Raw genomic sequence first — 14669 nt, 5'->3', positions numbered from 1 at the left:
AAAATAATTTTTCTATACATTAAATATTTTTTCATATACTCCCCAAATGATTAAGGCAAAAAAGAAATTCGGACAAAATTTTTTAAAAGATGAGTTAGTAAAACAGCAGATCATCCAAGCGATACCCAAAGATTTAAAAGCAAAATTAATTGAAATTGGGCCTGGCTTAGGTGATTTAACTGCTCCAATACTTAAAAGCGGTTTTAAATTAACAAGTTTTGAAATAGATGATAGTTTAATTCCTATTTTAAACGAGCGTTTTAATAAAGAGATTTTAAGTGGAGATTTTACGCTAATAAATGCTGATGTTATGAATGTAAAAATTAGCGATGAGCCTTATTTTATATGTGCTAATTTGCCGTATTATATTAGTTCGCAAATTATTATAAATGCTTTATTTGATGATAACTGCATAGGTATGCTTGTGATGATTCAAAAAGAATTAGCAGATAGATTTTTTGGGATTGATTATTGTGCTTTAAGTGTTATTACGGATTTACTTTGTGATAAAGTTAATGTTTGTGAAGTGCCACCTAGTGCATTCACTCCTATGCCAAAAGTAAATTCTAGTGTAATTAAGCTTATTAAAAAGCCTAGTTTGTTGGATAAAAAAGATTTAAAAGCTTTTAATTCTTTTATCAAGATAGCCTTTAATCAACCAAGAAAAAAAATGCTTAGTTCATTTTCAAATAAAACAAAGGTAAAACAAGCATTAGATAAGCTAGAAATTGATGAAAACAAAAGAGCTCATGAAATATCTGTTAAATCATTCTTAGAACTTTTTAAATTACTAAAGGATGAAAATGAATATTGAAGATTTAGAAAAAACAAAAGTAGCAAGAAGTTATGAAAACGCTGAAAACGAAGATGAACTTTTAGAAGAATTAGAAGAAGAAATTGACGATAAAAAAGCTAAAAAGAAAAAAAAGCGTAAGAAAAAAATCTTACCAGCTTCTTTAAAAGGTGATTTAGATTGGCAAAAAGCCTTAGCTGAATCAATGAAAGAAAACGAAAAAGCTCAAGAAAAAAGGCTATATCCTTGGATAAATTACAAAGGTAATGCAAGTGTTAAATTTACTCCATTAGGCGGACTTGGTGCTATTGGTGGAAATATGAGCGTAATTGAGTATGAAGATGAAGCTATTATCATTGATGTTGGAATGAGTTTTCCTGATGCTGATACTTTAGGTGTTGATATTGTAGTTCCTGATTTTTCTTATGTTAGAAAGATAAAAGATAAAGTAAAAGCTGTTCTTATCACTCACGCTCACGAAGATCATATTGGAGCAATGCCTTATTTTTATAAAGAATTTGATTTTCCGATTTATGCTACGCCGCTTCCACTTGGAATGATTTCAAATAAATTTAGCGAACATGGGCTTAAAGATAAATGCAAATTATTTAGACCAATTACAAAAAGACAAATTTATGAAATTGGCTCTTTTAAAGTTGAGTTTATGCATATAACTCATAGTATTATAGATAGCTGTGCATTAGCTATAAATACTCCTGCTGGAACTATTATTCATACGGGAGATTTTAAGATTGACCATACTCCAATAGATGGTTATGCTAGTGATTTACATCGTTTAGCTTATTATGGCGAAAAAGGTGTTTTATGTCTATTTAGCGATAGTACTAATAGTTACCGCGAAGGTGTAACTAAGAGTGAAAGCACCGTTGGTGGGACTTTTGATTTGATTTATTCAAGATGCAAAGGTCGTGTGATTATGAGCACATTTAGCTCAAACATTCATAGAATCCATCAAGCAATCACACACGCACTTGTATATAATAGAAAAGTTTGTATTATAGGTCGTTCTATGGAAAGAAATCTATTTACAGCAATTGAACTTGGATATTTAAAATTTGATAAAAAGATTTTCATAAGTGCTGATGAGCTTGATAAGTATCCTGATGAAGAGATATTAATAGTAACTACAGGCTCACAAGGTGAGAGTATGAGTGCATTATATAGAATGGCTACAAGCGAACACAAACATGTAAAAATTAAGCCAAATGACCAAGTAATTATAAGCGCTAAAGCAATTCCTGGTAATGAAGCAAGTGTGTCAGGTGTAATTGATTTATTAATGCGTCATGGAGCAAGTGTTGCTTATCAAGAATTTAGTGAAATTCATGTAAGCGGTCATGCAGCAAGTGAAGAGCAAAAGTTAATCTTAAGACTTGTAAAACCTAAATATTTCTTGCCTGTGCATGGAGAGTATTCTCATATTAGTAAGCACAAAGCTAGTGCAATTGCTTGTGGTGTGAATGAAAAAAATATATATTTATTAAATAACGGCGATCAAATGGAGATTAGCTGGAATAAATTAAGAAGATTAAAAACCGTTAAAACAGGTAAAACTTATATAGATAATCAAGTAGATAGAGAAGTGCATGATGATTTATTAAATACTAGAAAAAATCTTGCAGAGCATGGAATAGTGCAGCTTAATCTTCATATTAATATGGGTGCAAGGACACTAAATCACGCACATATAATCAATTTTGGTTTAGTATCAAATAAACTAGCTCAAGATTTTGCAACTGATGTTAGCAATTATATTAAATTATTTATAGCTGATGCAAAAGATACTTTATTAAAGGATAAAAAGGCATTTGAACCTGCACTTAGAAATGCACTTAAGAAGTATTTTTTCAAAAAGTATAAAAAATATCCGTATTTATTATTAAATATTCATTAAGGATAAAATATGCTAGAAATTGCAAAAAACATTCTAAAGCGAGAAGCCTTCGCTTTAGAAGAAGCGTCAAATTCTTTAGATGAGAGTTTTTGTGAAGTTGCTAAAATAATTAGCGAATGCAAAGGGAATTTAATCATTGTTGGAGTTGGTAAAAGTGGTATCGTTGGACGCAAAATTGCAGCTTCGTTTGCTAGTTGTGGGGTAAGGTCATTTTTTATTCATGCTAGTGAGTTAATGCACGGAGATTTAGGAAATATTTGTAAAGATGATGTGGTGATTTTAATTTCTTTTAGTGGTAAAAGCGAAGAAGTGTTAAAAATATTACCATTTTTAAATGATAGAAATGCTACTTTAATTAGCATTTCTCAAAGCAATTCTCCATTAGCAAATGCTTGTAGTTTCAATATTGCTACAAATTGTAATGAAGCAATCACAAATCTACCAGCACCTACTAGCTCAACTACTCTAACTCTAGCTTTAGCTGATGCGCTTTTAGCTTGTGTTATTAATTTAAAAGATTTTAGCGTTAGTGATTTTGGTATAAATCATCCGGGTGGAGCATTAGGTAAAAAGTATTATGTAAAAGTTAGTGATTTAATGCATAAAAACAATCTACCGATAATAAGCAAAAATGCTAGTTTAAAAGACGCTATTATTTGTATGAGCAAGGCAAGTTTTGGTTGTGCTTTATTGGTTGATAATGAAAAATTAGTTGGTTTTTTAAGTGATGGGGATTTAAGAAGAGCTATGGCTAAGGATGATTTTTCTTTAGAGCAATTAGCCTTAGAATATGCTAGTAAAAATCCTAAAACCATAGAAAAATCAGTTTTAGCACATAAGGCGTTTTCTTATATGAAAGAAAACAAAATATCAATTTTAGTAGTTCTTGAGAATGAAAAAATAATAGGATTGTTACAATTATTGGATGAGTGATGAGACTTAATAAATTTATAGCACACAATAGCAAGTATTCAAGAAAAGAAGCTGATAAATTAATAAAAGAAGGCTTAGTAAAGATTAATAACAAAGTTTGCTTAGAAGACTGGAGTGAAGTTGGAGTTGATGATAAGGTCTTTGTAAAAGGTAAAAGAATTTATAAAAAAAGTGAATTTAGCGTTATCGTATATCATAAAGATAAAGGCGAATTAGTAAGCCATAAAGATGAGCGTGGAAGAGCCTTGATATATGATAATTTGCCAAGAGATTTTAGACATTTTAATCCTGTTGGAAGATTAGATTTTTCATCAACGGGCATACTTTTATTAGTAGATAGTCCTGTAATAGCTGATTTTTTAATGCAAAGTAACTTAGAGCGTGAATATTACTTAAAAATTAAAGGAACTATCACAAAAGAAGTAATTAATGCTATGGAAAATGGACTTGAGATTGTAAATAGCTTAAAAGGAGCACACCCAAAAAGCAAAATCACAAATCTTAGTCTAAAGCCTTTTTTAGAATATGAGATTTTTGGAAGTAGTGGCGGATATACAAAACTAAGAGTTATTATTGATGAAGGTAAAAATAGAGAATTAAGACGCTTTTTTGCTGAATTTGATTTAGAAGTAGTGGAGCTTAAAAGGGTTGCTTTTGGTAGGGTTGATTTGGGTGTATTAAAGCCTAAAAAATATAGATTTTTAACCAATAGCGAATACGAAGATTTAAGAAGCTTTTTAAAAGAAAATAAGGTGTATTATTAATGAAAGAATTAAATAATTTACATAAAGAATTTATAGAGTTAAGACATAGCATACACGCAAATCCAGAGCTAGGATTTAATGAGTTTAATACCGCAAAATTAGTTGCAAATAAACTAAAAGAATTTGGTTATGAAGTTTATGAAGGCATAGGAAAAACAGGTGTTGTAGGAGTATTAAAGAAAGGAAATTCTACTAAAAGCATAGGTCTTAGAGCTGATATGGATGCGCTTAGTATAGAAGAATGCACAGGACTTGATTATGCTAGTAAGAATGGCTGTATGCACGCTTGCGGACACGATGGGCATACGGCAGGATTATTAATGGCTGCTAAGTATTTAGCAAGTGCTAATTTTAATGGAACTCTTAATTTATTTTTTCAACCTGCTGAAGAATGTTGTGATAATGAAATGTTAAGCGGTGCTATGAGAATGATAAAAGATGGAGTTTTAGAACGCTTTAAGGTTGATTATATTTATGGAATTCATAATATGCCAATTTCACAGATGAAAGGCTATGAAAATAAGAAATTCTTTATGAAAAAAGGCGTAATGATGGCAGGTGTAAGTGCTTATAAAGTAGATTTTATAGGCTTAGGCGGACACGCATCGGCTCCACATTTATGCAAAGACCCAATAAGCGTTGCAAATAATTTTGTAAATGCTTTATATACTTTTAAATCTTTAGAATTAAAAGATAGCGTTGTAAATGTTACAGGCTTTCTAGCAGGGACTACAAAAGCATTTAATATAATCCCAAATGAAGCTAGTGTTATGATAAATGTAAGAGGTCTTAGCAATCAAGAGCTTGAATTTATTGATACAAGAATTAAAGAATTAGCAACAAACTTAGCAAATGCTTTTAATATAAAAGCCATAGTAAAAAGAGCTGAAAATATAAAAGCTACTATCAATAACGATGAAGCACACGAGTTAGCAAGACTTGCTGCGATTGAGAGTTTTGGTGAAGATGAATGTGAGTTTGAACACCCGCATTTAATGGGTAGTGAAGACTTTTCTGCATTTTTAGATGAGGTTAAAGGAACATATGCTTTTATAAATAACGGAGATAGTGCAAATCTTCATCATCCAGAATATAATTTCAACGATGAAGTATTGCTGCTAGCTAGTAAGTATTTTGCAAATTTAGTATTAAATTATTTAAAATAAATTTATTTTTATTAAAAAATTAAATAAATTTATTATTTAGCCGATATAAAAAAGACTATATTTAAAAGGAGAAGATTATGAATGTAGGTTCTGTTAGTAATTCAGGTTTTACGAGTGGCTTACCAAAAAGTGTAAAAACTCAAGATGATGCAAGAAATGCTATAAAAGATAATTTAAAAAATATAGGCATTGACTTAGGAGATAGGGATTTAAGCAGTATTAGTGGTAAGGATATTACAAATGCTTATATAGCACAAAGTATGCAAATTAGCTTTTCTCAATTTAATACTCAAGGAAGCATATTTAGTTTTTCAAAAAATGAAATGCAACTTAATACTTTTCTTGGAACTTTAGGTAAATTAGGTGATGGTTTTGAGAATTTACAAAACTTAACTCCTGCAAAAGCTAAAGAATTAATTAGCGAAGATGGCTATTGGGGTAGTAAGCAAACTGGCGATAGAATAGCTGGTTTTGTTCTAGCTGGTGCTGGAGATGATATTGAAAAGCTAAAAGCAGGTCGTGAAGGAATTATGCGTGGTTTTAAAGACGCCGATAAGACTTTAGGTGGTTTTAGTAAAGGATATGCTGATATTGCAAATGCTACAATTGAACGCGCTGTAAAAGCTATAGATGATAAAATAGCTGAATTAGGCGGCAATGTAGTAGATATAAAAGCTTAATTAAATGCCTATTTTTAGGCATTTAATACTTATAAATATAATTAATTTTAAAATCTTAAAAATAAATATTCTTATATTAAGACAATTTAAAATAAAAAATTTTCATACTAATTAGATAATTCAATCAATTAATTTTAGCTTTTATAATAAAGTAAAATCATTATATTTTGCACTTATAATTTATACATCATAAAACATTAATTACAAAGTAAAATAATTAAAATATATATTATGAAAATAATTTATTTTTATAAGATTTTGCTATGTATTGATTAAACATTTTATAATTTTTCTCTCTTAAGTAATTCTTTAATACTAGGCTCTATGCTATTAAATTCATTTATATAATTTTTATAAATAAATTCCATAATCTTTAAAATTTTGGTTATTAATAATATATAATAAACTTTTCTTTAAACTACCAATGTATTACATAAAACTCTTTGTATCCAACAATAATATGTAATATAGTAGATAAAAAATGTTCTACTCTATTACATAAAAAATAAAAAATGTTCTACTCTATTACATATTTTTATGTTATCAATACTTGCATATTATAAAAGTATTATTGTGTTAAAAACTATAGCTATGCTTTCAGGTTTATCGCTATATATTCATTAATATTGTAAAAATAAAAATTATTCTTTATATAGCTCAATAATTAATACTATTTTAAAACAACTTTAAATAAAATTACTATTATTTTATTTAAAGGATTAAAGATGATTTCTTTTTTAAGACCTGTCAAAAAGGATAGGGTGATTAAAGATGATGAGTTGCTAAGCACTTATTATAAGTATAGAAAGCTTTCATTAAGTGGCGTGTTTGTTGGTTATATGGGATATTATTTAGTAAGAAATAATATTACCCTATCTACTCCATTAATTAAGACTGATTTAGCAGTAAATAATTCTGATATAGGTTTAATTACTGGTTCTATGCTAATTGCTTATGGTATTAGCAAAGGCGTTATGAGTGCTTTAAGTGATAAGGCTGACCCAAAAAGATATATGGCTTTAGGTCTTATTTTATGTGCGTTAATTAATGTATTATTAGGCTTTTGTAATGCTTTATATGCTTATGTAGGTGCTGTTATTGCACTTGGAGTTTTTCAAGGAATGGGCGTTGGACCTAGTTTTATTACTCTAGCTAATTGGTATCCTAAAAAAGAAAGAGGAATTTATACTGCTATTTGGAATATTAGCCATAATATTGGAGGGGGTTTGGTAGCTCCAATTATTTCTAAATCTGTTTTAATATTATCTCCTGTATTAGGGATTGCTGCAGCTGATTTTAATGCTACTTATTGGAAAGTAAATCACTTTTATGTCCCAGCAATTTTAGCCTTGTTAATTAGTGTTTATGTTTTATACGCTGTTAAGGGTAATCCTAAAAATGAAGGGTTAAAAGAATTAAACGAGATTAATAAATTAAGAGGTTATGAAGAAGATATTAAAAACTCAGCTTCAACTACTGATTTAAGTAGTAAAGAAATATTTGTTAAATATGTTCTAAAAAACCCTAATGCTTGGTATGTTGCTTGGATGGATACTTTTGTTTATATGATTAGATTTGGGTTGATAAATTGGCTTCCTATTTATCTTTTATCTGTAAAAGGCTTTAGTAAAGAGCAAATGCATACAGCGTTTTTATTTTTTGAATGGGCTGCAATTCCATCAACAATGTTAGCAGGAATTATATCTGATAGATTATTTAAAGGATATAGAATGCCACCTGCAATTCTTGCTGTTTGTATAATATTTTTTATGATTATTGGATATTTTACGAGTGATAATATTTACTACACTATATTTTTTGCAGCAGCAGCTGGGTGTTTAGTATATGTGCCACAATTTTTAGCAAGTGTTCAAACTATGGAAGTTGTTCCTGCTTTTGCTGTAGGTTCTTGCGTTGGTCTTCGTGGATTTATGAGCTATGTTGTAGGAGCTTCTTTAGGAACTATGCTTTTAGGTGCTATGGTTGATGCTTTTGGTTGGAATGCAGGTTTATATATGCTTTTATTTGCTTGTATTATGTGTATTGTGTTTTCTTTACTTTGCCACTTTGGTGCTAAGAATAAGAAATTTTAATTTATGAGATTATATTTTTTATTATAACGAAGTTCTAAATTCTTAGAACCAATTAATCCGCCTTGATGAATGTATAAGATATTTTCTTTTAGTTCATCAAGGTTTTCATAAATTGCCTTTAAGCAAACGCTATCATAAAGCAAATCAAACTCAATATCGCTAATATTTTTTGTTAAAATAAATAGCTCTTCGTAAAGATTTGCAAAATGATATTTTCTAGCAGTTTTTAATAATTTTAGCTTGGAATTTGGATTAAGTTTGTTTATTTGTTTTACAAAATATTCATTAGCATTTACGCAAGATGCTGTAAAAACTCTAGCATTTGAGAGTGTGCTTAGATATTTTTCAAGATAAATCGCACTTGTATAAGTCCCACTTGCTAATACCACATCACAATCTAATTCATTTACGATTTTTGCTATTTCTTTTGCCATTTTATAAAAGCCAAATCTAGCATAATCTTCACAAACACCTTCGCTAATTAAAAAGCTATTATTATCATTTTTATGCAAAGTTTTTGCAAATTCTTTAGGATTATTCGCATAATAAATCACAGCATTATTTTCTAATGCACTTTTTAAATTCCCACTAATTTCGCATCTTCTAGCACAGACAAAAGAAAAATTATAATTATTATTTTTAGTCCAGAGTGCTAGTGCTTGCATAGCATTTGATTGACTTGAACCATAGCAGATTATATGTTTATAAGGGAGTTTTAAGTCTTTAAATATATCTAATTTTCTTGCTTTATTGCCGTTAATTTCGCCTAATAAATCATCTCTTAAAATAATCATATTTTTATTAAAAATCTTAAGAGTTGAAAACATTTAATACCTTGATAAAATCTTTTTCCTAAAGCAAATCTTAGAAATTATTAGCGAAGTGAAAAATACAAAAGTAATAGTATAAAAATGATAATTTAAAAACATCATCATAGGAACTAGATAAATTATCAAAAACACAAGCATAGCTAAATACTCGTGGCTTTTTTCATATCTTGAGCTAATAATGCTAAATGCTAGTGCGTAATGAACACTTGCAATAGGAAGTAGGCTAAGTAGGACATAGATTACTAATTCTTTTGATTTTGAAGGGGTTTTATAATCTTTCCAATAGTCTTTAAATGATTGAATATTAGTAATTTTTGAATTAATTAAGGTGCTAAAGCTAAGGTTTTTAATCTTTGCAATTTCTGTATTTTGCTTGAAATTATATAGCATTACATTGTCTAAATTAAATGTGATTTTATTATCTTCGTTTAGGATTGTTCCTTGATTGGCTAATAATATTTGTTCGTTTTTAGAATTTGTTTTTGGCAAATATAAAACAATATTTTTATAAATTCCATTCTCTAATTCATCTGCAAAATATATATAATCTCCTAATTTTTGACCAAAATTAGCATTTTTAAGATTAATTTTAGAAAAGGCTTTTTTATAATCAATAAAATTATCATATAAAGAAAAACTAAGCGGCATTAAAACTATGCTAATTACTAATAAAACCAAACTTACTATAAAGGCTAAAAAGCTAATAAAATTAGCTATTTTTCTAGGGTTTAATCCTAGAGAAAAAAGCATAATTATTTCGTTTTCTTTAGATAATCTTAGAATACACATAAAACATGTAATAAAAAAGCTAATAGGAGTAGTAAAAATGATGAGTTTTACACTCATAAGAGAATATAATTTAAATAATTCATATAAGCTTAATTCTATATAAGAAGTAATTTTTGCTATTTGAAATAAGACAATGATAGAGCTTACTAAAAATAGCGTTAAAAATATTGATAAAAAAGAGCCTATGAATTGTCTAAATAAATATTTTTTAATCATTGCACATAATCTAAACAAAATTGCCCAACGCTAGGGAAAAACCATACTAAAGCAAGTCCTATGCTTAAAAATGGTATAAAAGGAACTTGTATGTTTTCCTTGCCTTTTATTCTAAGATACATAAAAACAGGCAAACTCACAACAGCTCCTAAAAATATAGCCACAAAACCAAGTTTAATTCCTAATAACGCTCCAATTAATGCCATTATTTCAATATCAGCTTCGCCCATTACTTGAATACATTCATCATCGCTTTTTGCTTTTGCATTCATTATGCTCTCTATTAAAGATTTTAGCAAATATGCACCACCTGCAAAGATTAAAGCATCTTTAAAACTACTTATTGAATGAGTGTAAATTAGAGCAAAAATCAAAGTTAGCATTAAAGTAAAGCTAGGCACAGCAAGGTAGCGAATATCAATAATGCAAAGTGCAAATAATAAGCTAAATGATAATGCTAAGCAAATAGAATAAGCAAGATTTTCTAAACTACTAATATCTATGCAATATAAAAATATAAAGCCAACAATTAGCTCAATTAATGGATACTGAATGCTTATTTTACTTTTACAAAACCCACATTTACCACCTAAAACTAGCCAAGAAATAATAGGGATATTGTGATAGAATTTCAATTTGTTATTACAGCTTCCACAAGAACTTGGCGGATAAAAAACACTTTTTCTCTCAGGTAGTCTTAAAATCAATACATTTAAAAACGAGCCAAAAACAAGCCCAAATATAAAAACTAAAATACTAAACTCCACCGAAATTCCTTTTACAAATTCTATAATTTTTAATAATTTCTTTTAATTCATCTTCTTTAAAATCAGGAAACAAAGTAGGGGTAAAAACAAACTCTGCATAAGCACATTGCCAAAGTAAGAAATTTGAAATCCTAAAATGTCCGCCAGTTCTAATCAATAAATCAACATTGTTTTTAATATCTAAATATTTATTAAAATTATTTTCATTTATTTCTTCATCACTTGCTTTTAATTTTTTAAAAGCTCTTAATATTTCATCTTTTCCGCCGTAATTTATGCCTAGATTAAAAATAATTCTTGAGTAATTTTTAGTTTTTTCTTCAAAATCTTCAATTAAATTCTTAGTATCTACATCAAGAACACTAATATCTCCAAAGCTTTTAAATCTAATTTCGTTTTTTATAAAATTGTTTAATTCACTAGATAAGTATTCTTTAAGTAGTTTGAAAATAAACTCAATTTCTTCTTTAGGTCTTTTCCAATTTTCGGTAGAAAATGCAAACAAACTAAGCTCTAAAACGCCTTCTTCAATACAAGCTTTTACCAATCTTTCAATAGTTTTTGCACCTGCTTTATGCCCGAAACTTCTTAATAAACCTTGATTTTTAGCCCATCTGCCATTACCATCCATAATGATTGCTAAATGATTTAACTCATTCATAAATTTCCTTTATAACTAAGGCTAAAAAAATCATCTTTATAAGTAGTCAATTCTACATTTTGCGAATATTCAAAGCAGATTTTTTGAACCTTAGAAAAGCTAGTTAATATTTTATTATCATTTAAAAAAAGGCTTAATTTAGCAAAAACATCATAATAAATTGCTAATTCATTTTTTTTCTTTCTATATTCAATTAATATAGGTTTTCCTTCAAGCAAACAAGGTAAATATAAAATATCTTCATTCAAAGCAAAAAGCATTGTTTTATAGCATTCATAATCTGATTTTTGATTTGTTTGGATTAATGAATTAATTAGCGTGTATTTAAAATCATCTCTAAAAGCGATTTTTAATAACTCAAAACAATCATAATCAATATAGGCAAAAACCTTATCAGCTTGAAGATTTTTAAAGACTAAACTATCATAAATTTCAGCTAAATAATAAGTATTTGGCTCTAAATTAATGTTTGATTTTGTGGTTAATTCTTTTTTACCAATTAATAATTTGTAGCGATTAAACATTAATTTATCAATTACTTTAAATTTAATTGGCAAAACATCATTAAACATCAGCTTTTACTCTATCAAAAATAATTTTTGCTAAGTTTTCTTTAGTATCAAAATACCCTTCACTAATGCCTGAATAATCACAGAAAAATATCTCGTTTTTACTTGAGCCAAATTGAGTATGTTCTCCTAAAATATTAAGACATAATAAGCTTAAACCTTTATTTACTAAAGCTTTTTTTGCATTATCATAGGCAGTCTTTTCATCACACTCTAGCTTAAAGCCGATTTTTTTACCCGAAAAATTAAAAGTAGCTAATAAATCATCATTAGGTCTTATTTTGATATTAAATTCTTCATCGAATTCATCTCTTTTTATTTTTCTTTCTTGTTTGATAGGGATAAAATCACTAACCGCAGCACACATAAATAAATAATCAAATTCTTTATAATCTTGCATTAAGGCTTTTAATTCAGCACTTGTATCGTAGCTTAATTGTGTGAAATTTTCATTTTTAATCTCATCACATCTAGCCTTTAAATACACCACATTTGCACCCCTTAAATAAGCTTGTTTAGCTAGTGCATCTGACATAGTTCCACTTGAATAATTTCCTATATTTCTTACTAAATCAATGCTCTCACGAGTGCCGCCACCTGTTATTAAAATATTTTTTCCCATATAGAATTTATCTTTATAAATTTCTCTTAAAGTTGCTAGAAAAATATCTTTTGTATTAGCTAAAGCTCCTATGCCAAATTCTTTACAAGCTAAGGTTTTGCTAATTGGCTTTACTATTTTTACACCTAAACTCTTTAAATATTCTAAGCTTTTTTGTGTTTGACTTGCTAAATACATATTAGTATTTGCTGCAGGTGCTATTATTAGTGGTTTGTTTGAAGCAATTAAGGTGCTTAAAAATACATTATCACAAACTCCATTAGCTAGTTTATTTATTGAATTAACACTAGCAGGAGCAAATACAACAGCATCACAATCTTTTGAAAACATTATGTGATTTTTATCATTTTCCCAGCTTTCATTCTCACTTGTTAAAACGCTTTCACATAATGCTTCATAAGCTAATTTATTTACGAATTTCAAAGCCCCATCACTTAATAAAGCTTTTACTTTAATTCCTTCTTCTTTAAACATAGAAATTAATTCAAAGCTTTTATAAAAGCTAATACTTCCACTAACACATAATAATACTTTCATTAAAAATCCTTAAAATTATTAAAAATCACGCCTTTATTACGCTCTATAAATAAATCTTTTGCTTTTAATTTAGCAGCGTCTTTATTGCTAATCGTGCTACCTGCTGCAATTAAAGTATCGCTAGGTATGTTAATTGGTGCTATTAGGTTTGAGTTTGAGCCTATGAAGACATTTTTACCGATTTTGCTTAGGTGCTTGTTTTTGCCATCGTAATTACAAATTATCACACCACAGCCAATATTTACACCGCTACTAATCTCACAATCTCCTAAATAAGCTAAATGCCCAGCTTTTACATCTTCTAATTTTGCATTTTTGCATTCTACGAAATTACCGATTTTACTATCTTTAATAACGCATTTTGGACGAATTCTAGCCATTGGTCCTATGCTTGAATTAATTATCTCACTATTTTCTATAACGCTATTTGCTAAGATTTTTGAGCTTTTTATAATAGAATTTGCCTTAATCACAACTCCGCTTTCAATCTCACAATCATTGCTAATTTGTGTATCAAGCTCTATGAAAATACTATCTTTATTATGCATAATAACGCCATTTATAAGCAATTCATCTTTTATTCTTTTTTGCATAATTTGCTCGGCTTGTTCTAAATCTAATTTATTATTAATGCCTAAAAACTCAATCTCATCAAAGGTGCATTCACTAACGCTTATTTTATCATCTATAGCCATTTTGATAATATCAGTTAGATAATATTCTTTTTGAGCGTTGTTGTTGTTTAGCTTAGGAATATAAGTTTTTAATATATCTTTACTTATTTTATAAATTCCAGCATTACACAAAGTGCATTTTAATTCTTCATTGTTTGCATCTTTTGTCTCTACAATTTTACTTATTTTGTCGTTTTCTTTAATCACTCTTCCGTAAGAATTAGCACTATATTTATTAAAAGTGCTTAAAACTATTTTAGAATTTGTATTAGCTATAATTTTTAGACTATTTTGTGTGATTAAAGGCATATCAGCATTTAAAATCAACGCTTCTTCGTATTTTGGCTCATAATTTATTAAAGCCCCGCCTGTGCCTTTATGATTTTGCATATCTTGATATATATATTTTAAATTAGAATAATCTTTTAAATGCTCTTTTATAGCGTCTGCTTGATGGTGTAAAATCAAAGTTATATCATCACTAAGTTGCAAAGCATTTTCAATAATAATTTTAATTAAAGATTTCCCACAAATTGTATGCAAAGGTTTTGCTAAATTACTATTCATTCTAGTGCCAAAACCAGCTGCTAGTATTACTATGCTTAATTTCATATTTTTCCTTTAGATTTTAAGAAAATGTTAGCAAGTTTTGGATAACAT

At 28.3% G+C, this 14669-nt stretch carries 14 protein-coding genes; 7 read left to right on the top strand and 7 right to left on the bottom strand.

Translation table 11 applies throughout. From position 1 onward, the window contains the following. The first annotated feature begins 46 nt into the window (after positions 1–46). From rsmA to KJR01_RS03860, 7 genes are all read left to right on the top strand, one after another. Positions 47–814: a 16S rRNA (adenine(1518)-N(6)/adenine(1519)-N(6))-dimethyltransferase RsmA gene (gene rsmA / locus KJR01_RS03890; RefSeq protein ID WP_214117348.1), complete on the top strand. Its 768-nt coding sequence runs from the start codon at positions 47–49 to the stop codon at positions 812–814. Further along, positions 804–2708, top strand: a complete 1905-nt coding sequence (locus KJR01_RS03885; protein ID WP_250325130.1) for a ribonuclease J — start codon at positions 804–806, stop codon at positions 2706–2708. Before rsmA ends, KJR01_RS03885 begins: the two co-directional genes overlap by 11 nt. A 9-nt stretch (positions 2709–2717) precedes the next feature. Next, positions 2718–3641: a KpsF/GutQ family sugar-phosphate isomerase gene (locus KJR01_RS03880; protein WP_214117346.1), complete on the top strand. Its 924-nt coding sequence runs from the start codon at positions 2718–2720 to the stop codon at positions 3639–3641. Beyond that, on the top strand, positions 3641–4405 hold the full coding sequence (locus KJR01_RS03875; protein WP_214117345.1) for a pseudouridine synthase: 765 nt from the start codon (positions 3641–3643) through the stop codon (positions 4403–4405). The genes KJR01_RS03880 and KJR01_RS03875 overlap by 1 nt, the downstream gene beginning before the upstream one ends. Next, the gene (locus KJR01_RS03870; protein ID WP_214117344.1) at positions 4405–5571 is read left to right on the top strand and encodes an amidohydrolase; all 1167 of its coding nucleotides are present in this window, start codon (positions 4405–4407) and stop codon (positions 5569–5571) included. The genes KJR01_RS03875 and KJR01_RS03870 overlap by 1 nt, the downstream gene beginning before the upstream one ends. A 77-nt stretch (positions 5572–5648) precedes the next feature. Beyond that, entirely contained in the window at positions 5649–6251 is a 603-nt protein-coding gene (locus KJR01_RS03865; protein WP_214117343.1) for a hydrogenase-4 component G, read from the top strand. Positions 6252–6976: 725 nt separating this feature from the next. Further along, positions 6977–8344 carry an MFS transporter gene (locus KJR01_RS03860; RefSeq protein WP_214117342.1) on the top strand — a complete coding sequence of 456 codons (1368 nt, stop codon included), beginning with the start codon at positions 6977–6979 and terminating at the stop codon, positions 8342–8344. Here the strand turns inward: KJR01_RS03860 and KJR01_RS03855 are convergent. The 7 genes from KJR01_RS03855 to glmU are packed head-to-tail and all read right to left on the bottom strand — an operon-like array spanning position 8341 to position 14621. Then, positions 8341–9171 carry a 1-aminocyclopropane-1-carboxylate deaminase gene (locus KJR01_RS03855; RefSeq protein WP_214117341.1) on the bottom strand — a complete coding sequence of 277 codons (831 nt, stop codon included), beginning with the start codon at positions 9169–9171 and terminating at the stop codon, positions 8341–8343. The genes KJR01_RS03860 and KJR01_RS03855 overlap by 4 nt on opposite strands. After that, positions 9172–10197, bottom strand: coding sequence for an LptF/LptG family permease (locus KJR01_RS03850; RefSeq protein WP_214117340.1), 1026 nt, complete (start codon positions 10195–10197; stop codon positions 9172–9174). Then, a complete protein-coding gene (locus KJR01_RS03845) occupies positions 10176–10946 on the bottom strand; it encodes a prepilin peptidase (RefSeq protein WP_214117339.1) in 771 nt (256 codons plus the stop codon). Before KJR01_RS03845 ends, KJR01_RS03850 begins: the two co-directional genes overlap by 22 nt. Further along, the gene (uppS, locus tag KJR01_RS03840) at positions 10936–11607 is read right to left on the bottom strand and encodes a polyprenyl diphosphate synthase (RefSeq protein WP_214117338.1); all 672 of its coding nucleotides are present in this window, start codon (positions 11605–11607) and stop codon (positions 10936–10938) included. The genes KJR01_RS03845 and uppS overlap by 11 nt, the downstream gene beginning before the upstream one ends. Next, entirely contained in the window at positions 11604–12179 is a 576-nt protein-coding gene (locus KJR01_RS03835) for a hypothetical protein (protein ID WP_214117337.1), read from the bottom strand. Before KJR01_RS03835 ends, uppS begins: the two co-directional genes overlap by 4 nt. After that, entirely contained in the window at positions 12172–13335 is a 1164-nt protein-coding gene (gene coaBC, locus KJR01_RS03830; protein ID WP_214117336.1) for a bifunctional phosphopantothenoylcysteine decarboxylase/phosphopantothenate--cysteine ligase CoaBC, read from the bottom strand. Before coaBC ends, KJR01_RS03835 begins: the two co-directional genes overlap by 8 nt. Then, entirely contained in the window at positions 13335–14621 is a 1287-nt protein-coding gene (gene glmU, locus KJR01_RS03825; protein ID WP_214117335.1) for a bifunctional UDP-N-acetylglucosamine diphosphorylase/glucosamine-1-phosphate N-acetyltransferase GlmU, read from the bottom strand. Before glmU ends, coaBC begins: the two co-directional genes overlap by 1 nt. Between the last annotated feature and the right edge of the window lie 48 nt (positions 14622–14669).

This window comes from Campylobacter sp. 2018MI10 (assembly GCF_018501175.1).
GTDB lineage: Bacteria > Campylobacterota > Campylobacteria > Campylobacterales > Campylobacteraceae > Campylobacter_E.
Note: the sequence above shows the minus strand (reverse complement) of the source record. Positions and strands in the feature narration are given on the sequence as shown.